The sequence below is a fragment of the Nocardia sp. CA-136227 genome (genome assembly GCF_050955695.1).
Lineage (GTDB): Bacteria > Actinomycetota > Actinomycetes > Mycobacteriales > Mycobacteriaceae > Nocardia.
The window spans coordinates 4,671,657-4,693,365 of record NZ_CP192081.1 but is presented as its reverse complement, the minus strand read 5'-3'; the positions used below and the strand labels follow the sequence as shown (position 1 = coordinate 4,693,365).

General features: G+C 67.8%; 25 protein-coding genes and 1 pseudogene. 15 read left to right on the top strand and 11 right to left on the bottom strand.

What is annotated here, in order from left to right:
- Positions 1-339 precede the first annotated feature (339 nt).
- A complete protein-coding gene (locus ACQP06_RS21620; protein ID WP_433666308.1) occupies positions 340-552 on the bottom strand; it encodes a hypothetical protein in 213 nt (70 codons plus the stop codon).
- Between the two features lie 221 nt (positions 553-773).
- Here ACQP06_RS21620 and ACQP06_RS21615 point away from each other — a divergent pair, with 221 nt between their 5' ends.
- Both ACQP06_RS21615 and ACQP06_RS21610 read left to right on the top strand, forming a co-directional pair.
- The gene (locus tag ACQP06_RS21615) at positions 774-1,742 is read left to right on the top strand and encodes a hypothetical protein (protein ID WP_433666307.1); all 969 of its coding nucleotides are present in this window, start codon (positions 774-776) and stop codon (positions 1,740-1,742) included.
- A gap of 115 nt (positions 1,743-1,857) precedes the next feature.
- A pseudogene (locus tag ACQP06_RS21610) lies at positions 1,858-2,055 on the top strand (DUF1330 domain-containing protein); the annotation flags it as partial.
- On the opposite strand, the gene ACQP06_RS21605 reads toward ACQP06_RS21610, so the two are convergent.
- Complete coding sequence (locus tag ACQP06_RS21605; RefSeq protein WP_433666306.1) at positions 2,032-3,252, bottom strand: MFS transporter; 1,221 nt, start codon at positions 3,250-3,252, stop codon at positions 2,032-2,034. The pseudogene ACQP06_RS21610 and the gene ACQP06_RS21605 sit on opposite strands and share 24 nt — an antisense overlap.
- Positions 3,253-3,411: 159 nt before the next feature.
- Between ACQP06_RS21605 and ACQP06_RS21600 the strand changes: the two genes are divergently transcribed.
- The gene (locus ACQP06_RS21600; RefSeq protein WP_433666305.1) at positions 3,412-4,080 is read left to right on the top strand and encodes an Rv1733c family protein; all 669 of its coding nucleotides are present in this window, start codon (positions 3,412-3,414) and stop codon (positions 4,078-4,080) included.
- 34 nt (positions 4,081-4,114) lie between these two features.
- Here the strand turns inward: ACQP06_RS21600 and ACQP06_RS21595 are convergent, their stop codons facing one another.
- The 3 genes from ACQP06_RS21595 to ACQP06_RS21585 form a co-directional block, all read right to left on the bottom strand.
- On the bottom strand, positions 4,115-5,032 hold the full coding sequence (locus ACQP06_RS21595) for a 2-hydroxyacid dehydrogenase (RefSeq protein WP_433666304.1): 918 nt from the start codon (positions 5,030-5,032) through the stop codon (positions 4,115-4,117).
- Between the two features lie 87 nt (positions 5,033-5,119).
- Positions 5,120-5,272, bottom strand: coding sequence for a hypothetical protein (locus ACQP06_RS21590; protein ID WP_357084681.1), 153 nt, complete (start codon positions 5,270-5,272; stop codon positions 5,120-5,122).
- 11 nt (positions 5,273-5,283) lie between these two features.
- A complete protein-coding gene (locus ACQP06_RS21585) occupies positions 5,284-5,757 on the bottom strand; it encodes a hypothetical protein (protein WP_433666303.1) in 474 nt (157 codons plus the stop codon).
- Between the two features lie 135 nt (positions 5,758-5,892).
- Between ACQP06_RS21585 and ACQP06_RS21580 the strand changes: the two genes are divergently transcribed.
- From ACQP06_RS21580 to ACQP06_RS21560, 5 genes are all read left to right on the top strand, one after another.
- Positions 5,893-6,084: a hypothetical protein gene (locus ACQP06_RS21580; protein WP_433666302.1), complete on the top strand. Its 192-nt coding sequence runs from the start codon at positions 5,893-5,895 to the stop codon at positions 6,082-6,084.
- Positions 6,085-6,226: 142 nt separating this feature from the next.
- The gene (ligD, locus tag ACQP06_RS21575) at positions 6,227-7,198 is read left to right on the top strand and encodes a non-homologous end-joining DNA ligase (RefSeq protein ID WP_433666301.1); all 972 of its coding nucleotides are present in this window, start codon (positions 6,227-6,229) and stop codon (positions 7,196-7,198) included.
- Positions 7,199-7,268: 70 nt separating this feature from the next.
- On the top strand, positions 7,269-7,712 hold the full coding sequence (locus ACQP06_RS21570) for a pyridoxamine 5'-phosphate oxidase family protein (RefSeq protein WP_433666300.1): 444 nt from the start codon (positions 7,269-7,271) through the stop codon (positions 7,710-7,712).
- 185 nt (positions 7,713-7,897) lie between these two features.
- Positions 7,898-9,304 carry an amino acid permease gene (locus ACQP06_RS21565; RefSeq protein WP_433666299.1) on the top strand — a complete coding sequence of 469 codons (1,407 nt, stop codon included), beginning with the start codon at positions 7,898-7,900 and terminating at the stop codon, positions 9,302-9,304.
- Between the two features lie 166 nt (positions 9,305-9,470).
- Positions 9,471-10,862 carry a hydroxysqualene dehydroxylase gene (locus ACQP06_RS21560; protein ID WP_433666298.1) on the top strand — a complete coding sequence of 464 codons (1,392 nt, stop codon included), beginning with the start codon at positions 9,471-9,473 and terminating at the stop codon, positions 10,860-10,862.
- Between the two features lie 12 nt (positions 10,863-10,874).
- Here ACQP06_RS21560 and ACQP06_RS21555 read toward each other — a convergent pair whose 3' ends face one another.
- Complete coding sequence (locus ACQP06_RS21555) at positions 10,875-11,534, bottom strand: TetR/AcrR family transcriptional regulator (RefSeq protein ID WP_433666297.1); 660 nt, start codon at positions 11,532-11,534, stop codon at positions 10,875-10,877.
- A gap of 66 nt (positions 11,535-11,600) precedes the next feature.
- On the opposite strand from ACQP06_RS21555, the gene ACQP06_RS21550 reads away from it, so the two are divergent.
- A complete protein-coding gene (locus ACQP06_RS21550; RefSeq protein ID WP_433666296.1) occupies positions 11,601-12,632 on the top strand; it encodes an oxygenase MpaB family protein in 1,032 nt (343 codons plus the stop codon).
- Between the two features lie 4 nt (positions 12,633-12,636).
- Positions 12,637-13,953: an oxygenase MpaB family protein gene (locus ACQP06_RS21545; RefSeq protein WP_433666295.1), complete on the top strand. Its 1,317-nt coding sequence runs from the start codon at positions 12,637-12,639 to the stop codon at positions 13,951-13,953.
- Positions 13,954-13,957: 4 nt separating this feature from the next.
- Here ACQP06_RS21545 and ACQP06_RS21540 read toward each other — a convergent pair whose 3' ends face one another.
- Entirely contained in the window at positions 13,958-14,308 is a 351-nt protein-coding gene (locus ACQP06_RS21540; protein WP_433666294.1) for a hypothetical protein, read from the bottom strand.
- Between the two features lie 168 nt (positions 14,309-14,476).
- Here ACQP06_RS21540 and ACQP06_RS21535 point away from each other — a divergent pair, with 168 nt between their 5' ends.
- Positions 14,477-15,136, top strand: a complete 660-nt coding sequence (locus ACQP06_RS21535) for a LysE family translocator (RefSeq protein WP_433666293.1) — start codon at positions 14,477-14,479, stop codon at positions 15,134-15,136.
- Positions 15,137-15,166: 30 nt separating this feature from the next.
- Here ACQP06_RS21535 and ACQP06_RS21530 read toward each other — a convergent pair whose 3' ends face one another.
- Positions 15,167-15,931, bottom strand: a complete 765-nt coding sequence (locus ACQP06_RS21530) for an SDR family oxidoreductase (RefSeq protein WP_433666292.1) — start codon at positions 15,929-15,931, stop codon at positions 15,167-15,169.
- A 59-nt stretch (positions 15,932-15,990) separates the two neighbouring features.
- On the opposite strand from ACQP06_RS21530, the gene ACQP06_RS21525 reads away from it, so the two are divergent.
- Positions 15,991-16,350 carry a winged helix-turn-helix transcriptional regulator gene (locus ACQP06_RS21525; protein WP_433666291.1) on the top strand — a complete coding sequence of 120 codons (360 nt, stop codon included), beginning with the start codon at positions 15,991-15,993 and terminating at the stop codon, positions 16,348-16,350.
- Between the two features lie 21 nt (positions 16,351-16,371).
- Here ACQP06_RS21525 and ACQP06_RS21520 read toward each other — a convergent pair whose 3' ends face one another.
- The gene (locus tag ACQP06_RS21520) at positions 16,372-18,378 is read right to left on the bottom strand and encodes an APC family permease (protein ID WP_433666290.1); all 2,007 of its coding nucleotides are present in this window, start codon (positions 18,376-18,378) and stop codon (positions 16,372-16,374) included.
- A 174-nt stretch (positions 18,379-18,552) separates the two neighbouring features.
- On the opposite strand from ACQP06_RS21520, the gene ACQP06_RS21515 reads away from it, so the two are divergent.
- Complete coding sequence (locus tag ACQP06_RS21515; RefSeq protein WP_433666289.1) at positions 18,553-19,329, top strand: GntR family transcriptional regulator; 777 nt, start codon at positions 18,553-18,555, stop codon at positions 19,327-19,329.
- Between the two features lie 81 nt (positions 19,330-19,410).
- On the opposite strand, the gene ACQP06_RS21510 is transcribed toward ACQP06_RS21515, so the two are convergent.
- Both ACQP06_RS21510 and ACQP06_RS21505 read right to left on the bottom strand, forming a co-directional pair.
- Positions 19,411-19,707: a hypothetical protein gene (locus tag ACQP06_RS21510; protein ID WP_433673397.1), complete on the bottom strand. Its 297-nt coding sequence runs from the start codon at positions 19,705-19,707 to the stop codon at positions 19,411-19,413.
- Positions 19,708-19,840: 133 nt separating this feature from the next.
- Positions 19,841-20,032: a hypothetical protein gene (locus ACQP06_RS21505; protein WP_357084766.1), complete on the bottom strand. Its 192-nt coding sequence runs from the start codon at positions 20,030-20,032 to the stop codon at positions 19,841-19,843.
- Between the two features lie 385 nt (positions 20,033-20,417).
- On the opposite strand from ACQP06_RS21505, the gene ACQP06_RS21500 reads away from it, so the two are divergent.
- Both ACQP06_RS21500 and ACQP06_RS21495 read left to right on the top strand, forming a co-directional pair.
- Positions 20,418-20,648, top strand: a complete 231-nt coding sequence (locus tag ACQP06_RS21500) for a DUF397 domain-containing protein (RefSeq protein ID WP_357277604.1) — start codon at positions 20,418-20,420, stop codon at positions 20,646-20,648.
- An 86-nt stretch (positions 20,649-20,734) separates the two neighbouring features.
- Positions 20,735-21,622, top strand: coding sequence for a helix-turn-helix domain-containing protein (locus ACQP06_RS21495; RefSeq protein WP_433666288.1), 888 nt, complete (start codon positions 20,735-20,737; stop codon positions 21,620-21,622).
- Positions 21,623-21,709 lie beyond the last annotated feature (87 nt).

Here is a 21,709-nt window from a genome sequence, read left to right as displayed (position 1 = left end):
ATGGTCTTGAACCGGCCGGATCATGCTGGACGACAACTCGGCGATGTCTACTACGTCGCGCCTTGTTTCCATGAACAGGCCGATTTCGACGAGGCCTACCTCAATGGTGAGGTACTCGAGAGGTCCGTGATCGTTCCGCCGAGCGAGTTCGGCGACAACGACGGTACGCATCGGTACGTGACGAACGTGAATACCGGACAGTCGACAGTGCTGTCTCAGCCTCGCCCACCGCGGCGTCCCGCTGAGGGGTTGGGCGGTAGCCAGGGCCCTACGTCGGTGAAGGGTAGCTGGAGAAGGCCCGGCTGTTCTTTTCCATGACGTCGGCACCATTGCCCTTTACTAGCGCACCTTGCCGGAATGGGTCTCGGTGGTCGGCGCGGACCTGGGCGCACCGATCGGAAGTTGACTGAACGTTCCCTGACTCAATCCGGCTGCTAGATCAACGATGCTGGCGCAGACGAAACCAGACTCGGCGGACACCGACCGATCGCGCAGATGTTCGGATCGATCGTCGAAGCTGCATACCCGGGCGATGTTGAAATCCGGTTCCACGCAGACTTGCTCAACTCTATTGTTGCCGGGCACAGTGTTTCGCTGGCGAAGATTCCCTCCGCACACCGACCGAGGTGGTACAACGAATGACGGCAGATCGCGGATCGTTTCGCTGGTCGGAGTCGAGGAAGACGTTTGTCGGGCCAGAGGGTGTGTCCGTGATCGTGCCGAGTAGCAGCGACGATCACACACTGGATTTCGACCGATGCCGACGTGTGTGGATGCGCGACATCGATGCCGCCCTTCTCGACACAGAACGGACCGCTGGGTCCAGAAACGCACACCGAGAATCGGCAACATTGGAAATCGGTTTCAAACCGGCAGACGTACGCGTACGGCGCTCGGCTTGGGCAGCGAGCTATGTCGGTGACTGTGACGACGTGTTGGTGATCAAACGTAAGAACCAGGCACTTACCGCCGAGATCGGGGTGATCGTTCCGGCTTCACTCGTGCGCGATGCAACGACGGTGGAGAGCCTGTTGCTGCCGCACCTTGCACGCTTCGGGCTGACATTCGTTGCGCTAAAGCTGTTTCCGAAGGAATCCAACAGCGAGAACTGCGAGGTACAGGTGCTGCCCGACCTGGACTCGACGCTGGAGGAGCTGGTGTATGCAGCGTGCCTGCTTCGTGATGTCGTCATGGCCTCACCAGTGTTTGCCTCGAGCGAGGAGCTGTTCGCTTGTCTGGAACGAGGAGATGTCGACTCGCTCATCGGTGTCGCGGAATCGTCGGTGCTCGATGCCAAGCGAACTCACTACGCGAAGAGGGAGAACGGGCACCTCGAGTTGGCCATCGACGTTGCTTCCTTTGCTAATTCGGGCCAAGGTGGAGTGCTCGCGATAGGGGTACGCACTGTCAAGGACGTGCTCGGGCGCGATATCCTCGCGGAGGTCGGCGGCTGCGACATCGACCGTGGCGCGGAGGCACGGTACCGAAAAGCGATCGATACGTTGGTGTTTCCAGGTGTCGAGGGGTTACGGATGTGCCGTACGGCCAGCGCTCTGGGGGAGGTGTTCGGCATCTTCGTTCCACGGCAGGATCCTGCAAAACTGCCGTTCATCGTCCTGGGGGGAGACAAGCGCGACGCAAAGCACAGCTCGGTTGTCTTCCAAGTTCCGGTCAGAACAGGGGAGTCCAATCTTCCAATGCGAGTTGAAGCAGTTCACAGCGCATTGAGAACCTGGACTTGACGTACTGACGGCTCGCGGGCCGTGAAAACAGTCTTGCAAGCGCGTCAGAACGGGCCTACAGAGGCGTCGTGTACCGGTGTGTGTACGGCGATGTGGGTGAGCAATTCGGTGAAATGGCTCGCTGCTGGTGGCGGATGAGGCGCCGCGGGTCGTGGAAGGGGAGTGGGATCGGGACAAGGTGGTGTTGATGAGCTTTCCCGACGAGCCGGCGTTTCGGGAGTGGGCGGAATCGGATGATTATCAACGGATCTCGGAAGACCGCCGAGCCGGCGTCGAGACGGCGGTGGTGCTAGTGAAGGCGCTTCAGGGATGACGGCCGTGTGCTGTCCCGTCCGGTGCGGGCGGTGATGGCCGCGGCCAGGATGGTCGCCGTGGCGGCGGCCATCGCGGTGGCGGTCCAGCCGAACCAGCCGACCGCCGCCGCGCCGAACGCGGTGCCGAGGCTGCCGCCGATGAAGTAGACGACCATGTAGGCGCTGTTGAAACGGGCCGGGCTGGTGGGGTCGATGGCCAGGACGGTGCTCTGATTGGCTACCTGGGCGGCGAACAGTCCGGCGTCGAAGAGGCCGAGGCAGAGCAGGGTCAGCGCCGTGTTCGACAAGGTGACGGCGAGGATCGCGGTGCCGGCGATCGCCAGCGGCAGGCCGAGCAGAATCACCCGGCGTGCGCCGATGCGATCGGTCCAGGTTCCCGCGATTCGGGTGGCGATAATGCCGAGGAGTCCGGCGAAGGCGTACAGACCGATCCGTTCGGGGGAGTACGAGAACGGCGGCTGGGACAGGGCGACCGCGAGTCCGGCCCAGATCGCGCAGAAAGCGAAGAACCAGAGGGAGCCTCGGATCGCCGCCAGGCGCAACGCCGGATGCCGGGTGAACAGGGCGGGCATGCCGCGCAGGGTCGCGAGATAGCTCGAAGTGGCCGTGCCCGCCGCCGCGGGCAGGGCGACGCGGGCGGCGACCGCACAGGCGACGCACGCCGCGGCGAACACGAGCAGCATTCCCCGCCATCCCAGGAGATCGGTCAGCCAGCCGCCGATGATTCGGCCCGCGAGGATGCCCGCCGAAATGCCTGCCGTCACGATCCCGAGCACCGTGGCCCGCTCGTGCGAGGCCGCGAATCTTCCCGCGACCGAACTCAATTGCGCGCCGATCGAGGATCCCGCTCCGACGAGGCCCACCGCGAAACCGAGCAGCCACGGCGAACCGACCGCGGCCGTGGCGGCCAGAACCGCTGCCAGCACAGCGAATTGAACCGAGACCACCGCGCGCGCCGCGTACCGATCGACCAGCGGCACCAGCAACGCCAGCCCCACCAGGTATCCGATCGGCCCGCACGCCAGGGCCGTGCCCACGGCCGCTGTCGAAGCATGCAGCGATCCGGCCAACTCGGCGATCGCGGGATGCAGCGGATACATGCTCGCGGTCCCGAGCGCGGCCGCGAAGGCCATGAACCACACCGTGGGTGTCCGCAGCACCCGTTCCCGCGAGGACGGAATGACATCGAGTTCCATGATTCCGACGCTAGAAACACCGTGATCACGCGTCCGGCGGAAATCGGACCCTATAGTTCCCGCGACTCCGGGCGCTACCGCCGGGCGAGAACCGCAGGTCGTCCTGCTGCGCTACGGCATCGGACGTGACCATGCGTTGACCTTGACGTTCATTGGTTCATGGCGTATCCCTCTGGGTACAGCTACCGATGTAAGCGGTACGACGGCGCGTGGGGAGAGGTGGTCCAGGTGTCGATGCGTCCTTCGTGGCCGGCGCGGCTGTGGCGAGTGCGCCCGTGGAACTCCAGTCCGCTGATGCGTGTGTCGGATCGGGCGGAGGTGGTGTTGCGGGCGCTGGCCGTGGTGGTGGTGGCCGCGGCGGTGCCGGTGGCGGGGGCGGTGGGGACCGTCAGTTATACGGGGGCGGAGGCCCGGATCGTGGCGCAGGACTCGGGGAAGGTCCGGGTGGTGGCCACGGAGACCGCGGATGCGGTGCGGGTGCCCGATTCGGATCGGTACGCGACGCATCAGGTGCGGTATCAGGCGCCCGTGCAGTGGGACAACGGCGGGAAGATCGCGACCGCGACGGTGGATGTGCCGGGGCCGCAGGTCGCGGGGGCCACGGTGACGTTGTGGACCAAGAACGGGCAGCCGACCGTCGCGCCGTCGCGGCCCGGGTCCGCGGCCGCGGAGGGGATCGGGACCGGGCTGGCGATACTCGTCGAAACCTGGTGTGCGGCGGCGGCGACCGTGTGGTTCACCGGGACCGTGCTCGACGCCCGGCGGTATGCGCGCTGGGAGCGGGAGTGGCGCGGGATCAATCGGCCGATCGGCAAGGACACGCTGTAGCTCTCGCGACTGCCAGGGAATCCCCAGTGCGAGTTCAGTATTCGCCGCTGACGAGATTCTCCGGCGGCTCACCCGCGAGGTAGCGCGCGATCTCGGCGGTGGCGATGGTCCAGCCGCGCTCCAGGTTTCCGGTGCTGCTGCCGCCGACGTGCGGGGTGAGCAGCAGGCCCGGTGCGTCCCACAGCGGGTGGTCGGCGGGAAGTGGTTCGGGGTCGGTGACGTCGAGAATGGCGCGCAGGCGGCCGGATCGCAGTTCGGCGAGCAGGTCGTCGGTGCGGACCACGGGGCCGCGGGCGGCATTGACCAGGATGGCGCGGTCGGCCATTCGGGACAGGAAGGCGGCGTCGACCATGCCGATGGTGTCGGAGGTGACCGGAACCATGAGGATGACCGCGTCGAAATGCGGGAGCAGGGCGGGAAGTTCGTCGATGCCGTGGACACCCGGGCGGGCTCGCGTACCGACCAGTTCGACCGTGGTGCCGAAAGGCAGCAGCATGCGCTGCATTTCGGTGCCGAGGTCGCCCGCGCCGACGATCAGAATGCGCTTGCCGTGCAAGGTATCCGTGCGGTGCTGGGTCCAGCGGTGTTCACGCTGGGCGAGCGCGAATTCGGTGAATTCCCGGTAGACCGTGAGCAATCCGGTGATCGCCCACTCCGCCGTGCTGGCCCCGTGCGCCCCGCGGCCCGTGGAGATCATGACGTGCTCGGGCAGCCGCCCCACCCAGGTTTCCGCGCCCGCCGTGAGCAGCTGCACCAGGCGCAGTTTGGGCAGCGCGCGGGCCAGTTCGAGATTCTCGGGGCGGCTGGCCAGGAACGCGGGCACGAACACCTCGGCCTCGTCCGCCCCGGCGGGGAGCGGTTCGCCGAGCGTGTAGCGCAGCGGCCGCGCACCGGGCAGCCGGGAGACCGCCGCGAAGCCGTGTTCGTCGGGCACCAGCACCGTCACCGTCATGAAAACGACGCTAGCCGACCGGGCGGGATCCCGGTCGGCGTGGTGGCACCGGACCTCGGTGTCCGGTCTATGACGCGGGTGCGCGAGTCAATAGCGCGGGTGCGCGAGCCAGCGGGCGGGCGCACCCATCAGCCACTGGAACAGGGCGACGGCCATGGCGATGATTCCGAGCGAGGACAGAGCCGGGGTGGCGAGCAGCCAGCCGGCGTCGAGCAGCGCCAGGCCGAGCACGACGAACATTCGGAGGGTTCCTATTTGGCGGCGGATTCTTTCGGTGCGGGGGACCCGCTCGGACGACCGAGGAACCGGTTGACCGACCAGTTCGGCTTCGAGAGGGCACGTTTCGGCGCCATCTTGGCCAGGGGAACCACCGGCTTCCGAGGTGGCTCCACGGTACCCGCGGGCTTGGACGGGGGCGCTGGTTTCGTGAGTTCCTTTCGCGCGGCGGCCATTTCCCGCCGCGACTGACGCAGCTCGCGCCGCGCCACCTGCCCGCGCCGTGAGGTGGTCCAGATTCCGGCCAGTAGCAGGATCGTTCCGGCCGCGCCGGCCGCGCCGATCGCCATCCCGTACGCGAACAACAGTCCGCTCGAGCCGTGATAGGTGTGATCGAATACGGTGAAGCCGTTGGGAAGTGCGTGCGAGTCACCGCTGTTGGCCGCGACCCCGGCCACACCCACGGTCACAGCACCCAGCAGAGCGATGAGCCCGATGATTGTGAACATATCGGGGCAATGCCCGCTGTCGCCCAGGCCAAACCCCGATTCGGCAGGTTGTCCGGCGAGTCCTGCCCGTTTGTCCGCCGAATCCGTGGCTAAGCCCGGAATACGAACTCACGCACTAGGAACGGGAGCGACCCGATGTCGACCTACGCATACGAAATGCCGCACTTCGCCTCCGAGGCGACCCTCGCCGAACGTGCCCTGCGCGGTATGGATTCCACCAGCGCGGTCACCGTCGATCGGGCGGCCGAGACCATCACGGTCACCTCCTCGCTCACCTACGGCGAGGTGCTCGACGCCATCCGGGGCCAGGGCCTGTCGGCGAAGTAACGCCCGGCCCGGTAACCCGCCGGGCCCGCGGACCATAACGAACCGGGCGTCCCCGGCGTGCCGCGGCGGCGGGAAGGCAACTCGATAGCAAACTCTCGGGCATGTCCCGTTCGCCCGGATATCGGCGCGGATAGCGGCCCGGGTGGCCGCCTCGGTCCGCCGCGGCCCGTCGCCCATGCTGGCGACCGGGGGACCGCCGCCGGGCGGGCCCGGGTGGGCGGTGGAGATGAAGTGGGACGGGGTCCGCATCATCGCGATCCGCGACGGCGGGGAATGCGCGCTGCTCAGCCGCAACGGCAATGATGTCAGCGCGGCCTATCCGGAGATCGTGACGGCGCTGAAAGACCTGTCCGGCAAGGGATCTCTGATCGTGGACGGCGAGATCGTGGCGCCGGACCGCGAGGGAGCGCCCTCGTTCGGGCGGTTGCAGCGGCGCATGCACGTGGTGCGGCCGGGGGAGCAGCTGATCGCCGAGGTTCCGGTGCGGTTCTTCGTCTTCGACGTGCTCCGCGTGGACGACCTCGACGTCACCGGCGAGACCTACCTCCAGCGCCGGGAGCGGTTGGCCGATCTGCCGCTGAACGAACCGCTCTCGGCGCCCCCACACTGGCTCGACGTGGATGCGACGCAGTTGCTGGAGGTGGCGCGGGAGCATCGGATCGAGGGCATCGTGTCCAAACGGACCGATTCGGTGTATCTGCCCGGCCGCCGGTCACCGGCCTGGATCAAGACGCCGCTGCGGCAGAACACCGAGGTCGTGGTGGCCGGGTGGACGCCGGGCGCGGGCGCGTTCGGGACCACGTTCGGCTCGCTGATCATGGGCGCGCACGACGAGACCGGTCGGCTCGTCTATATCGGCAATGTCGGCACCGGGTTCACCCAGGCCGCCCGCCGCGTCCTGCGCGGCGCACTCGAGGGGATCGCCATCTCCGCAGCCCCTTTCGACCCGCCGCCACCGGAAGCGGCAGGGGCGGGCTGGCGCTGGGTGGATCCGATCCTCGTCGCCGACGTCGAATATCGCGAATACTCCGGCGAACGCCTGCGCATGCCCAGCTGGAAGGGGTTGCGCACCGACAAACCGCCCGCCCTGGTATCGGTCCCGCCACGGCGCTGACACCCGTGCGAACCTCGCGATGGGGCAAGGCAATTGGCGTTATCGGTAGCGATCGACCACAATCGGAGGGATGGGCGGCGTAGGGGCACGGAAGCTACGCGAGCTTTCGGCTGCCGATTCACTGAAACGACTGGCGGGCGCGCAATACGGGCGAATCGTCTACTCGCGCCGGGGACTTCCGATCATCCGGCCGGTCAATCACATCGTCGAGGAGGATGTCGTCGTGGTGCGCGCGCACCTGGGCGCCAGCCTGCTGCGCGGTGACGGTCAGGTGGTGGCGTACGAGGCCGACTCGTTCGACGAGCACACCCGGCAGGGCTGGAGCGTGATCGTCACCGGGGTGGCGCGGGTGGTCATGGATCCCGAACAGGTGCAGCGCTACGAGACGCTGCTGGACCCGTGGATCAATATGCCGATGGACCACGTCATCCGCATCGAGGCCGAGATCGTCACCGGTCTGGAGCTGATCGACGAGGGCGACTGGACCGCGCCCCAGCGCCCCGCGCCGCGCTGATCCGGCACACCGCACCGCGCTGATCCGACACCACGCGCCGGGGTCACTGTGAGCCGCGGACCACTCCGGTAGCGTGACACGCCGTTGGATCGAGCGTCGCAATTCGTCGGCAAGCTCGACGCGGCCGGTGTCTCGCAGGTGCGAACAGGGGGGTTCCGGCCGCCGGCACGCGGAAGGAACACCATTTGACAGCCTCGGAACGGCAGCTACCGGACACCGGCGCCGCACCCACGGACGAGGGATATTCGCGCGGCCTCTCCCCGCGCACCATCCAGATGATCGCCATCGGCGGCGCGATCGGCACCGGCCTGTTCTACGGCGCGGGCGGCGCGATCCAGAAGGCCGGTCCCGCGCTCATCCTGTGCTACCTGGCCGCCGGTCTGGCCATCTTCGTGATCATGCGGGCGCTGGGCGAACTGCTCACCTACCGCCCGGTCGCGGGCAGTTTCGCCGACTACGCGCACGAATTCCTGGGCCGCTTCGCGGGCTTCGCCACCGGCTGGACCTACTGGGCGGTCTGGGTTGCCACCTGCATGGCCGAGATCACGGTGGCCGGGAAGTACGTGCAGTACTGGTTCGACATTCCGCAGTGGGTGACCGCGCTGGTGGTGCTGGGCATCATGTTCGTCGCCAACCTGGTGTCGGTGCGACTGTTCGGTGAGGGCGAGTTCTGGTTCTCCACCATCAAGGTGACCGCCATCGTCACCATGATCGTGCTCGGCCTGGGCGTGCTGATCTTCCACCTCGGCCACGCGACCAACCCGACCGTCACCAATCTGTGGAACGACGGCGGCGTGTTCCCCAACGGCTTCGGGCAGGCGCTGCTGGCCCTGCAGATCGTGGTCTTCGCCTATGTCGGCGTGGAGCTGGTGGGCGTGACCGCCGGTGAGGCCCGCGACCCCAAGCGCACGCTGCGCAAGGCCATCAACTCGCTGCCGTTGCGGATCGGCCTGTTCTATGTGGGCGCGCTCGTGGTCATCATGTCGGTGTCGAGCTGGCGCACCTTCCACGCGGGCCGCAGTCCGTTCGTGGAGGTCTTCGAGCAGATCGGCATTCCGGGCGCGGCCGGGATCATCAACTTCGTGCTGCTCACCGCGGCGCTGTCGTCGTGCAACTCGGGCATCTACTCGACCGGTCGCATGCTGCGCAGCCTGTCGCAGCGCCAGGACGCGCCGCCCCCGCTGGCGAACCTGAGCGGCCGGTCGGTGCCGGCGGCCGGTATCGCGGTCTCGGCGGCGGTCATGGTGATCGGCGTCGCCGTGAACTACTTCTCGCCGGACAAGGCGTTCGGCTACATCACCTCGGTGTCCACCATGGGCATCATCTTCGTGTGGGGCATGATCCTGATCTGCCACCTGATCTACCGGGTCCGCGTCAAGCAGGGCGTGCTGCCGGGCAGTGACTACCGGCTGCCGGGCGCCCCGATCACCACGGCGCTGGCGCTGGCGTTCCTGGCGCTGGTCGTGGTGCTGCTGTTCTTCACCGAGGACGGCCGCAGCGCGCTCGTGGTCGGCGCGGTGTGGGGTCTGCTGGTGTGCGCGGCCTACCCGTTGATGGCCCGCAAATCCGCGGAAAACGCTGTCCACCAGTAACTCCGGACGGGTTCGAGACGACGCCCGCCCCGCCACCTACAGGTGGCCGGGCGGGCGTCGTCGTTTCGCCCCGGGTCTCATTCCCTGTGCGAGGTAATGAAATCCGGGCATGCGGAGCGCGCGGCGGGCGTAGCTTGCTTGGTGCAGGCTAGTTCCAGGGGTGAACATGAACGATCCGCGACGCTACGTTGTCATCGGCGGGGGACTGGCTGGATTGGCCTCCGCGGTCTGGCTCGCCGAAGCCGGGAAACAGGTCACGCTCCTGGAACGCCGCGGACGGCTCGGCGGGCGCACGCACTCGCTGGAAGTCGCTCCGCTGCGCGACATTCCCGACAACGGCCAGCATGTGATCGCCAGCGGCTACGAACATCTGTTCCGATACCTGACCAGCGTCGGCACCCGGCAGTACGTGAGCTTCCCGCAGCAGGGCGTGCTGCGCTGGCCCGGCGGGCGCACGGCGATCATGGGCACCACCGGATTTCCCGCCGTGCGCGCCCTGCTCGGCGCCCACCCCGACGCGAGCGCCGCCGACCGGGTGCGCGCGGCCGCCGCCACCGTCAAGATGGGCTGGCAGAGTCTGCGCCAGCCCGGCGATCTGGCCGACCTCACCACCGACCAATGGTTCCGCCGCCTCGGCATGCCTGACACCGCCCGCGAGGCGCTGTGGGACTGGCTGGCCCTCGGCATCGCCGCCGAACCGGTGCGGCAGGAATCGGCCAAGGTGTTCGCCGACGTGCTGGCGACCGGAATCCGCTTGGGCGTCAAGCGGATGCGGCCGGTCACCATCGGCTACCCGACCACCGACCTGGACACCCTGTTGGTCTCCGGCGCGCAGCGGGTCTTCGACCGGCACGGGGTGGACGTGAAGTACCGGGCCGTGGCGCGCCGCATCCACATCGCCGACGGCACGGTCACCGGCGTCGAATTGGCCGGGGGCGAGGTGCAACCCGCCGATGCGGTGGTGTGCGCGGTCCCCAACTCCTACATCGGCGGACTGCTCGACGAGCTGCCCGAGCACGACCGCATCTATTCGGCCGCCGACAAACTCGGCTACACGCCGATTGTCAGCACCAACCTGTACCTGGACCGCGCGCTCGGCACCAAGGCCGCCATGGAGGCCCTCATCGGCGGGACCGGTGTCATCGACGAGGTCTTCGACCGGCAGCGCATGCACGGGCGCGGGACGCTCAACGGCTGGCTGTACTGCCTGACCACCAGTGGCGCGTACGAGCAGATCCACAAACCGCACCACGAGGTGGTCGACGAGCAGATGGCGCTGCTGCGGCGCTACTACCCGGCCGCCGAGGAAGCCAAAGTGCTGCACGCGCAGGTGGTTCCGATGCCGCGAGCCACGTTCTCGCAGGTGGTCGGCACCGACGGGTTGCGGCCGGACCAGGCTACCTCGGTGCCCACGCTGGTGCTGGCGGGGGATTGGACCCGGACCGACTGGTCGGCAACCATGGAGAGCGCGGCGCAGAGCGCGGCCAAGGCCGTCGACCTGCTGCTCGCCCTCCCCGCCGTCCGGACCCAGAATCGGCGCAAGGTCATGCGGCGCTGAGGCGGCGAACCATCACTCGCGTTCGGCTCGCGACACGGGCTCGCGGAAGTAGTTGAGGATCAGCCGGGTGATGTCGGCGAGGAAGCGCTCACGCGGAATGGGCGGGCCGTCCAGCAGATAGCGGATGGTCAGATGCTCGACCGTCCGCACCAGCATCCACGCCGCCGCATCAGCATCCACCTCGGCCGGAATCGGGTACTGCCGCATGGACAGCGCGACGCGGGCCAGCTCGCCGATCTGCTGCTCGAACGCCACCACCGGGCCCGCCGCCGACAGCCGCGGCGTCTGCTCCACCACGGCCCGCAACAGCTCACGGTCATTGCCCAGGGCATCCATCAGATACGAGATCGTCTCCGGCACCGACACTTCCGGCGGACGGCCGATATTCGACAGCACTCGTGCGCGGACCCGCTCGGCCACCTCGCCGGTGTAGCGCTCGATCACCGCGGCCACGATCGCGTCCTTGTTCGGGAAGTACTGATACAACGAGCCCGGACTGATATCCGCTGCCGCCGCAATGCGATTGGTCGACGCGCCGTCGTAGCCGTGGGTGATCAGCACCCGCTGGCCCGCGTCGACGATGCGGGCCACCATGGCGCGCGAACGATCCTGCTGCGGGGTCCGGCGCGGCGGCGGCACCGGTGATTTCGGGGTGCGGCGTTTCGATGTCATGGCGATTCGTGCGAGATCCGGAAATGCGAATTGAAGGCGAGCGAAAAGTCGTGTCAGCGTTGGGACATGGTGTCACACAACGCGGTGTCGGACCAGGGGCCGCAGGAGATCCGAGAGCCCGCGGGCCCGCTCGGACCGGACTCGCTGACCTGGAAGACCTTCGGGTCGCTGTACTTCCTGCCCAGCGCGCTGTTCGTCGGGATGGTGCAGAACATGCACCCGGGGCTCGGGGCGGGAGTCGAATTCCATTCCGAGATCCACGACGAGTTCTATCAACGGATTCTGCGGTCGCTGTACCCGATCTATGGGGTGGTGTTCGACGGCGAGCGCGCCGGGCGGACCGCACGGGAGATCGTCGGCTATCACCGTGACATCAAGGGCGTCGACGGGCAGGGCCGCCGATACCACGCGCTGGACCCGGGCACCTTCTACTGGGCGCACGCGGTGTTCTTCGTCCAGAACCTGCGTGCCGCCGACTTTTTCATGGGCGGCCTGAGCGAGGCTCAGCGCGTACAGCTCTGGCGCGAGCACTATCGCTGGTACGAGCTGTACGGCATGAGCATGCGGGTGGTGCCGACGAGCTGGCCCGCCTTCCAACGTTATTGGGCCGACATGTGCCGCGACACCCTGGAACCGACCAAGGCCGCCCGCGACGTCTTCCACCTCGTCGACACCGTGCCCGTACCACCGTTCCCGCTGGTGCGACGGCTGCCGAAACCACTGTGGGAACATCTCGTCCGGCCGGCGGGCGGGCAGTTCTATCGGTTCGTGACGATCGGGCTGTGCGATCCGGAGATTCGCCGGACCATGGGCTTCACCTGGACCGACCACGACCAGCGGCGGTTCGAGCGCCTCTGCCGGACGCTGTCGGCCATGAACCGGGTGACACCCGACGCGGTCAAGTACTTCTTCCCGCGTATCCACGCCGCCCGCCGCCGAATCGCGGGGAGACGCCCGGCCTGGCTCGCGCCGCCCGAGGCACCCGAAGTGCTGTGGCCCGCCGCCGGACACCGCGCCGAGGGCAAGCACTACTGCCCGGTCCACGCCGATCGGGGCTCGGACCCGATCACCAGATTCCGCCAGCTGACAGGGTTGTGACGCCATGACTCACCCGTACGACTATTACTACCGGCCGGGGATGCCGCTGCGCCCGGCGCCGCCGCGGGCCGTGGCCTCCGACCTGTGGTTCGAACCGCGGAAAGCCCTGCTGGGCGCGTGGATCGACGTGCGCCGCGAACCCGTCGAGACGCCACGCACCCGGCTCATGGCCGATCATCTGTGGCAGGGCGACGAACCGATGGACGCGCTCGTCGCGGCGTTCGGCCGCCTCGGCTCCGCGGGCGGTCGCCGCATGCTGAACCAGGCCCTCACCCACGGCATCGACAGCCTCGACGACCCGCTGCCGGAACTGGTGAATCTGTTCGCGCTGCTGGACGATCCGCCCGACTGGTACGACCCGGACCTGTGGGAATACGGTCGCCGGCTCTGGATCAACGTATCGCTCGCGGGCAAGATGGCGATGGGCGTGCAGGACTTCATGGGCACCTTCGTCGGTGCGGAAGTCGCCTCCGCCGTTGGTCAGACCGGGCGGTTCGTGCGGGATCCGTACCGGCGCGGCCTGGAATCCTCGGTCTGGTTTCGCAGCGTCACCGCACCCGGAGCCCTGGACCGCCGCAACCCGATCTTCCACGACACCGTGCGGGTTCGGCTCATGCACGCCCAGGTGCGAGCCATGCTCCGGCGCACCTGGGGCGACGAGCATTTCGCCGAGCACGGCAATCCCATCTCCAACGCCACCACCATGGGCGCGGCGGTCACCTTCGGTCTGTCGCCCATCTGTTTCGACCACGCCCACGGGCGGCACAGCACCACCCGGCAGCTCGACGCGGTCATGCACTACTGGGCCTATATCGCGCACGTCTTCGGTGTGGCCGACGAACTCATCCCGCGCACGGCGGCCGAGGGGATGGAGCAGGCCGACTACATGGTCGCCACCGCGGGCGTGGCTCCGCAGTGGACCGCAGCCATGGCCGGGGCAGCCACCCGGCGCTTCACCACCGGCACACCGATCGGTCGCCTCCAAATCGCCGCCACCGCACCGCTGCTGGGCGCAGTTGCCTATTACAGCGGCGCGCCTCTGGTCCGGGCTCTGCTCGCGGACACGCCTTTGAATTCGGTCCCACTGCAACCCTTCTCGCGGCTCACCGCGCTCGCCGCGGCCACACAGGTCCGGCTCCGCGCGCTCGATGACCGGCTGCCCGGCGCTCGCGCCCGCATGATCCGGCGCGCCCTCCACATCGACCCCATGTGGGACCGCAACACCCGCGTCGCGCGCTACCTCGCCGCCCGCGCCGGCATCCGCGGCACTCCGTTCGACCACCACGACAGCACCGCGGACACCGTGCGCTGCCCGGTGTGATCGGTCAGCCCTGCGACCCCACGATGCCCAGATACACGACCATCACCGTGAACAGGAACCAGCCCACGCCCTGCCAGATCGGCCACGCCCGCCCGGCCCGCCACGCGCGGAACGCCAGCACCAGCGCGAGGATGCCACCGGCGAGCAGGACCCCGCCCGGCACCAGGCCCACCACCACTTTCGAGGTCCCGTCGCACAGCACCGATCCGGCGTTCAGACAGCTGTCTCGGGCCGACGCCCACACCAGCACGATCACGCCGGCTGCCAGGGCGATCCCGAGCACACTCAGGACATAACGGGTGGCCTGCCGCAGCATCTCCGGATCGTTCCACCGCTTCTCCACGTCGTTGACCATCGCCGCACCTCCTCACCCTGGCGTTACCCGTTCCGCGCTGGATACCACCATGATCGTCCCCGCGACGGCGGCGTGGCACGCCCCGACCAGCCGATCAGGGGTGTGAAGTACGGCATTCTGGCGAAAACCGCTGGCCGAGGCGGTGGGGTCGTATGTCAGCATCGAGGCATGCCCCACTGGATTCAGGTGCTGCCCGCCTTCGCCCTGGCCTCGCTCATCCTGGCCGCGCTGCCCGGACCGGCCACCGCGCTGTTCCTGCAGCGGTCGGTACGCGACGGTCGGGCCGCGGGGCTGGCGGCCGTGGTGGGCAATGAGATCGGCATCTTCGGGTGGACGGTCGCCGGAGGCGCGGGACTGTCGGCGCTGCTGGTGGCCAACCAGATCCTGAACGTGGGCATCCACCTGATCGGCGCATTGGTCCTGATCTGGCTGGGAATCCAGGCCTGGCGTGGCACCCGCGGCGATCGCGGGGCCCGGGCCGACGACGCCTTCGGTGCGGCGCTGACCGCCGCGCTGCCCGGCGGCCGCACGCCCGCGGCCGCCTTCCGCGCCTCGCTGATCTCCATCGCGGCCAACCCCAAGGCCGCGGTCTTCGGCCTGACGATCCTGCCGCAGTTCCTACCCGGCAGCGGCCCGGTGCTGCCGACGGTGTTCATCCTGGCCGCCATCCAGCTGGTCATCGACACCTTGTGGTGCGTCGGCGTCGTCCTGGCCGCCGACCGCGCCGGAACCTGGCTGCGCCGCACCGGCATTCGCCACCGCATCGAACGCACCCTGGCCGCGATCCTGGTCGCGCTGGGCCTGGGCCTCGCGGCCGACGCCCGCTGACCTGACCCGCACCGGGCCGCCGAGCCCAGGTCAGCCGGGTGCGGCAGGCGTCGACAGGAAGTCCCGGCCGCCGACGTAGACCGTGTGGCCCAGTGGCGCGTCCAGGGTGGTGGCGTCGGCGACGGCGGTGGCGAATTCCTCGACCGTCGGCAGGTCGCCCTGGTCGCGACGCTCGGTGACCGCGTCGGGGTCGCGGCGTTCGAGCAGTCGCACGATGATGGTGCCGTCGATCATGTCGCCGGACACCACGGTGAAACCGATTCCGCGGTCTGCGAACTCACCGGTCATGGCACGCAGCGCGTCCTCACCGGCTCGCTTGCTCGCGGCGATCTGCTCGTAGCCCGGCGGGGCCTGGCGGGTGGGGGAGAAGTGGGCCTGGTGGCTGGTGACGAACACGATCCGGCCGCCCGACGGCAGATGCGGCAGCGCGAGCGCGGCCAGCCCGGTCTGGGCGTCGCGATTGAGCAGCATGGCGTAGTCGGGCGCGGCATCGCGCTCCAGACCACCGGAGGCGTTGAGCACCAGCACATCCAGGCGGCCGAACTCGGCCACCACGCCCTCGACGAGCGCCCGCGCGCTCTCGGGATCCGCGATGTCCGCGCCCGCCACCGAGGCACTGCCACCCGCGGCCGCGATCTCGGCGGCCAGCGTCTCGGCCCGCTTGCGCTTCTCCCGGTAGTTCACGACCACGTGGTCGCCCCGGCCCGCCAGCACCCGCGCGGTCTCCGCGCCGATCCCGCGGGAGGACCCGGTGACCAGCACGATGCGCTGCCCGGTCCCTGTCGTCGTAGTCATGCGCGACCTCCATCCACCAGAGTGCTTCTAATTCAGAAGTACTACATTGGTACTTCGAAATGAGAAGCGCAAGTCAGCCACCGCCCGCCAACAGCCGCGCCGACGACTCGGCCGCCCCGCTCCTGGCCGCCATGGACCTGCTCGGCCAGCGCTGGATCCTGCGCGTGATCTGGGAATTGGAGCCGGGCGCACTGGGCTTCCTGGAACTGCGCCGGCGCATGGGCAATTGCTCGTCGAGCATGCTGTCGGTGCGCCTGCAGCGGCTCGCCGACGCGGGGGTCGTGCTCAAGCGGCCCGACAAGTCCTACGAGTTGACCACCGCCGGTACGGAGTTGGGCCGCGCGCTGGAAGGCGTGTGGGAGTGGTCGGAGCGGTGGGCCGACAATCTCGAGGGCACACGCGACACCGAAGGCGGGTAAGGGCTCGGCGGCGCCGGTAGATCAGACCCGGTCGCCGGATCCGGTGATGCCCCGCCGGATCTCACCCGGCGTGTGCTCCTCGCGCGGTACGGCGCGGAAGCGCGACGAATGCAGCTGCCAGGGCACGCTGGTCACCATCACTCCCGGCTCGAACAGCAGCCGCGCCTTCAATCGCAGCGAACTCTGGTTGTGCAGCAGGTTCTCCCACCAGCGACCCACCACGTATTCGGGAATGAACACGCTGACCACATCCCGGGGCCGCGACTTGCGCTGCCGCTTGATCTCGTCCAGCACCGGCCGGGTGATCTCCCGGTACGGCGATTCGATGACCTTGAGCGGGATGCCGACCCCGAAGCGCTCCCAGTCCCGAGCCAGGTCGCGGGTATCGGCGTCGTCCACATTGACCGTCACCGCCATCAGCGTGTCCGGCCGGGTCGCGCGCGCGAACTGCACCGCCCGCTGGGTCGCCTTGTGCCAGCCCGACACCAGCACCAGCGCGTGCACCCGCCCCGGCAGCATCTCCGTGTCGTGCGGATCGATGGCCAGCTCGCCGCGCACCGACGTGTAGTGCCGGTGGATCAACCACATGATGACCACCAGGATCGGCATGGCGATGACCACCAGATACGCGCCGTGGGTGAACTTGGTGATCATCACGACCACCAGCACCACGCCGGTGAAGCACGCGCCGAAGGCATTGATGAAGCGCGCCCGGTGGATTCGCAGCCGCTCGCCGGAGGTCTGCGCGGTCCGCAGCTCCCGGTTCCAGTGCCGCACCATGCCGGTCTGGCACAGGGTGAACGAGGTGAACACACCCATGATGTAGAGCTGGATGAGCCGGGTGGTGGACCCGTCGAAGGCGTAGATGAGCGTCCCCGCCGCCACCGCCAGCAGGATGATGCCGTTGGAGAAGGCCAGCCGGTCGCCGCGGGTGTGCAGCTGGCGCGGCATGTAGCGGTGTTGCGCGAGAATCGAGTTCAGCAGCGGGAAGCCGTTGTAGGCGGTGTTGGCGGCCAGGATGAGGATGAGCGCCGTGGTGACCATCAGGTAGTAGAAGGCGAGCGAATTGCCGCCGAACACGGCCGCCGAGATCTGCGCGATGACGGTCTTCTGCGCGTCGTTGTGGCAGTCCCCGGCGAATCCGATGATGTCGCAGGTGTTCTCGGTGACCCGGGTCTTGGTGATCATGGCCAGCGCCGTCACCCCGGAGAACATGGCGATGGCGATGACGCCCATGGCGGTCATGGTGCGCGCGGCATTGAGCGCCTTGGGCTTGCGGAAGGCCGGCACCCCGTTGGAGATGGCCTCCGCGCCGGTGAGCGCGGTACACCCGGAGGAGAAGGCCCGCAGCAGCAGGAAGGCGACCCCGGCGGTGGACAGCCCCACCTGCTCGGCGTGGATCTCGTAGTGGGCGCTCTCCGCGACCGGGGTGTGCCCGAGCAGCGTCTGGCCGAGCCCGACCACGATGAGCGCGAACACCCCGAGGACGAATCCGTAGGTGGGAATCGCGAAGGCGCGGCCGGACTCTCGCACGCCGCGCAGGTTCATGGCGGTCAGGAAGATGATGAACCCCAGGTCGATGACCACCCGGTAGGCGTTCAGGTCGGGCACCGCCGAGATGATGTTGTCCACGCCGGCCGACACCGACACCGCCACGGTCATCACGTAGTCGACCAGCAGCGCGGCCGCCACCACCAGGCCGGGCAGCGCGCCGAGGTTCTCGGCCACCACCTCGTAGGACCCGCCGCCGGACGGATACGCCTGCACCACCTGCCGATACGACAGCGCCACGACTGCCAGCAGGACCACCACGCCCGCCGCGACCACCGGGGTCAGGTGCAGGTAGGCCAGCCCGCCCAGGGTCAGGATGAGCAGGATCTCCTGGGTGGCGTAGGCGACCGAGGACAGCGGGTCGCTGGCGAAGATCGGCAGTGCGAGCCGCTTGGGCAGCAGGGTCTCGCCGAGCCGATCGCTGCGAAACGGCCGTCCGAGCACGAGTCGTTTGGCTACGTCGATCGGTGAAACCACGCTCGCAGCCTAGGTCTGGAAACCGGTCGAATCGGAGCCCCATGCCGTAGAGAATTCGTAAAGATACCGAACTGTCCGGCCCCGCTGCCTGCGGATTCGAAGACTTGTGCGGTTGATCGAACAACCACCTAGACTGTCTGGGACGTAATCGAGGGTTTTTGGAGAGGTGACACGATGGGAGACCGGACGGTCGTCGCCGACGTTGCCGACGAATTGGCGCGCCGCGTGGCATCCGGGGAGTACGAGCCCGGTGGTCTGATGCCGTCCGTCCGCCAGGTCGCCGAGGAGTTCGACCTCAATCGTGCGACAGCGCAATTGATTCTGGGCCGGCTGGAGTCCTATGGCTTCGTGGACGCCCACCGCGGCAAGGGATTCGTGATCCGCGATGTGCGCTCCGAGGGCGGTGTGGACGTGTACGGGCGGCTGTTCCGGCTGTCCATGCCGGAACCGGAGATCGCCGCGGAGATGTTCGGCAATATCGTCGACGAGGAACGCGGGATCGCGCTCGAGGCGCTGCTCGCTTACACCGGCAGCGAACGCCCGCTCGATCCGGCCGAACTCAAGGCCGAGATCGACGAACTGGAAACCCTTGCGCGCGGCACGGACCCGGACCCCCATCGGATGCTGAGCATCGAACTCGGGCTGCTGCGCCGGATGCTCACCGCGCTCGGCCTCTCGGTGCAGCGCGCGGTGCTCAACTCGATCGGTGAGATGGTGCTCGAGGTGCCGGCGGCGGTCGAGGCGTACTTCGCGGTCTCCCCGGATCTGCACGTGCTGGTGTGGCGGGCGCTGGTGGCGGTGTGGGAATCCGACGCCGGTCCGAGTGAGGCGCAACTGGCGCTGTTCGAGGATCTTTTCGGCATGTACCACCGGAAAGTGGTGGCGCGCTTCGAGGAACTGGTCGGTGCGGCCGGATCCGGCGCCGCCGGTGTGGTGGCCGCGACCGCGTGAGTTCGGGCCGACGGGTCGGTCTCGTCTCAGACAACCCCTCTTGGCAGAGTTCTCGGTAATTTTCAGCGCCCGAATTGGGAGCTATTGACCGATTACCGCGTTCATGATGGTGCCCGCGCTCGTCGCCACGATGCCGCCGACGAGCGCGCCGGCCACCTGTTTGGGCGACTGTAAACCGCTGCCGCTCCACTTTTCCCACGCGAAGCGACCGCCCGCGTAGGTGATGGCGAGGACTCCGGAAAGCAGCACGAACCAGGTGAAATACCGGACCAGCCGCATCAGCTTGTCGGCCGCGGGCGGGGTCTCGGGCGTGGGATCGACGATCTGCGCGTGCTGAATCTGGGTCAGCAGCTCGTGGGCGGCAATAAGAAGAAACATCTCGGCGCTCTTCCACACGGGGGCAATTCACCCTCCGGGGTACTCGCCGGACCCACTGTCACGCAAGGGAAGTCGTGTTCTTGTTCGTCATCGGGCATCGACGCGAACGCAATAGTGCGCGCGCCCGATGCGATCAGTCCACGTCGTTGTCGGCGGACAGGTACGCTATTGCCGCCAGATACTGCCGGCAGGCGAAGTGCTGGTCGTGCGCGCGGAGGACGGCGCGGGCCTGGCGGTAGGTGAGGGTGCGTGGTTCCGCCTCGCAGTCACCGGATTGGTCGCCGCGAGCGGCGGCATCGGTGGGACGGACGAGCATCTGCGTCATGGGATGCCTCTGGCCGAGTGGGGGATTGGTGCACCGAGTTTAGGAGCTCGGATCGTGCAGATGCAAGCACATCTGCACGCTCGTCACGGGTATCGAGGAGAGATTCCGGCGTCACGTGACCTTTCGGGCATGGGGTTCCGGAACAATCGGGCGAACGGGGCGAACTGACCCGAATTCTCCGCTCCCCCTTCGCAACTTCGCTCTTGGGCGCGGGTTCCAAGATCAAATCTGTTGTGTTGCAAAGGATGTGCCTCCCCGAGGCCATCGATCATGGGCTACCTGCGTGCTATCGTCGTGCTTGCGGTTGCAACTGTAAGTACATCTGATCGAACAATTGCAAGTACTGGGACCACCGTCTGCGGGCGGTACTGGCAAGGAGTCTGAAATGACGGACATCTCGGCAACCTCGATCGATCGCTCGAATCTCTTGTGGCGCAAGAGCACCTTCAGCAATCCCAGTGGAAACTGCGTGGAACTCGCCCCGCTGGCCAACGGGCAGGTCGCAGTGCGCAACTCGCGCGACCCCGAAGGCTCGCTGATCGTGTACACGCGCCCGGAGATCGATGCGTTCCTGCAAGGCGCGAAGAGTGGAGAGTTCGACGACCTCGCGCGCTGAGCGGTAGCATTGGCAATCGGCGCGGTGGTTCGCGACTAGCCGTTGTGAGTCCACTGCCGGCAAACCCGAGCATCGGAGTGGACCTCATGATCGCAGAACCCCTTGCCCACCTGCAGGCGGATTCCGCTGTCGCCGAACGCGGCCCGACCGCACTGCGGATCGCGGTGGGCAGCCAGCTACGAAAGCTGCGGGAGTTCAACAAAATCACGCGGGAGGCCGCGGGTGAACACATCCGCGGCTCCCACGCCAAGATCAGTCGCCTGGAACTCGGGCGAACCGGATTCAAGGAGCGCGATATCCGGGATCTGTTGACGCTGTACGGCGTTGACGATCCCGGCGAGCGCGAGCAGTTCCTGGACCTGGTGCGCAAGGCGAATCAGCCGGGCTGGTGGCACCGCTACAGCGATCTGCTGCCTTCCTGGTTCGAAACCTATCTGGGGCTCGAGCACGCGGCGAAATCCATTCGCACCTACGAGGGACAGCTGGTTCCGGGTCTGCTGCAGACCCCCGACTACGCTCGCTCGATCGTTGCCCTCGGGCACGATGTGGATGGGGAGCGCCGCGTCTCGCTGCGCCGGCGTCGGCAGGAGCTACTGACCCGCGATGGCGCGCCCAGCTTCTGGGCCGTGCTCGACGAGGCGGTCCTGCACCGTCCCGTGGGCGGGCCGGGCGTGCTGCGCGGTCAGATCGAGTACCTCATCGAGATCTCCAAGCGACCGAACGTCACCATCCAGTTCCTGCCGTACGGGGCGGGCGGCCACGCGGCTGCGGGAAGCTCGTTCACCATGCTCCGCTTCGCCGAGTCCGAACTGCCCGACATCGTGTATCTGGAGCAGCTCACGAGCGCGCTGTACCTGGACCGCCGTGAGGACCTCGAGCTGTACCGGCAGGTGATGGACCAGCTGAGCGTGCAGGCGGAGCCGCCGGAGCGCTCTCGCAAAGAGCTGGCGAAGATCGCCGAGAAGCTCGACTGACCGCCGCGCTGGTCCCTAGGACCAGCGCCGGCTGCCCTGCGGATACCCCCGCAGACGGATAAGGGGCCCCTCTCGGGGCCCCTATCA

Bases quoted from the DNA above. Each gene is read 5' to 3' on its own strand.
- ACQP06_RS21590 (WP_357084681.1), bottom strand. From the start codon at position 5,272: ATGTTCGTCGTGCTCGGCCTGGCGCTGCTCGACGCCGGCTGGCTGCTC.
- ACQP06_RS21560 (WP_433666298.1), top strand. From the start codon at position 9,471: ATGAACGATCCGCGACGCTACGTTGTCATCGGCGGGGGACTGGCTGGA.
- ACQP06_RS21500 (WP_357277604.1), top strand. From the start codon at position 20,418: ATGACGGACATCTCGGCAACCTCGATCGATCGCTCGAATCTCTTGTGG.
- ACQP06_RS21510 (WP_433673397.1), bottom strand. From the start codon at position 19,707: ATGTTTCTTCTTATTGCCGCCCACGAGCTGCTGACCCAGATTCAGCAC.
- ACQP06_RS21605 (WP_433666306.1), bottom strand. From the start codon at position 3,252: ATGGAACTCGATGTCATTCCGTCCTCGCGGGAACGGGTGCTGCGGACA.
- ACQP06_RS21515 (WP_433666289.1), top strand. From the start codon at position 18,553: ATGGGAGACCGGACGGTCGTCGCCGACGTTGCCGACGAATTGGCGCGC.
- ACQP06_RS21530 (WP_433666292.1), bottom strand. From the start codon at position 15,931: ATGACTACGACGACAGGGACCGGGCAGCGCATCGTGCTGGTCACCGGG.
- ACQP06_RS21585 (WP_433666303.1), bottom strand. From the start codon at position 5,757: ATGTTCACAATCATCGGGCTCATCGCTCTGCTGGGTGCTGTGACCGTG.
- ACQP06_RS21555 (WP_433666297.1), bottom strand. From the start codon at position 11,534: ATGACATCGAAACGCCGCACCCCGAAATCACCGGTGCCGCCGCCGCGC.
- ACQP06_RS21580 (WP_433666302.1), top strand. From the start codon at position 5,893: ATGTCGACCTACGCATACGAAATGCCGCACTTCGCCTCCGAGGCGACC.
- ACQP06_RS21545 (WP_433666295.1), top strand. From the start codon at position 12,637: ATGACTCACCCGTACGACTATTACTACCGGCCGGGGATGCCGCTGCGC.
- ACQP06_RS21615 (WP_433666307.1), top strand. From the start codon at position 774: ATGCGCGACATCGATGCCGCCCTTCTCGACACAGAACGGACCGCTGGG.
- ACQP06_RS21535 (WP_433666293.1), top strand. From the start codon at position 14,477: ATGCCCCACTGGATTCAGGTGCTGCCCGCCTTCGCCCTGGCCTCGCTC.
- ACQP06_RS21540 (WP_433666294.1), bottom strand. From the start codon at position 14,308: ATGGTCAACGACGTGGAGAAGCGGTGGAACGATCCGGAGATGCTGCGG.
- ACQP06_RS21570 (WP_433666300.1), top strand. From the start codon at position 7,269: ATGGGCGGCGTAGGGGCACGGAAGCTACGCGAGCTTTCGGCTGCCGAT.
- ACQP06_RS21525 (WP_433666291.1), top strand. From the start codon at position 15,991: ATGAGAAGCGCAAGTCAGCCACCGCCCGCCAACAGCCGCGCCGACGAC.
- ACQP06_RS21495 (WP_433666288.1), top strand. From the start codon at position 20,735: ATGATCGCAGAACCCCTTGCCCACCTGCAGGCGGATTCCGCTGTCGCC.
- ACQP06_RS21550 (WP_433666296.1), top strand. From the start codon at position 11,601: ATGGTGTCACACAACGCGGTGTCGGACCAGGGGCCGCAGGAGATCCGA.
- ACQP06_RS21595 (WP_433666304.1), bottom strand. From the start codon at position 5,032: ATGACGGTGACGGTGCTGGTGCCCGACGAACACGGCTTCGCGGCGGTC.
- ACQP06_RS21505 (WP_357084766.1), bottom strand. From the start codon at position 20,032: ATGACGCAGATGCTCGTCCGTCCCACCGATGCCGCCGCTCGCGGCGAC.
- ACQP06_RS21600 (WP_433666305.1), top strand. From the start codon at position 3,412: ATGGCGTATCCCTCTGGGTACAGCTACCGATGTAAGCGGTACGACGGC.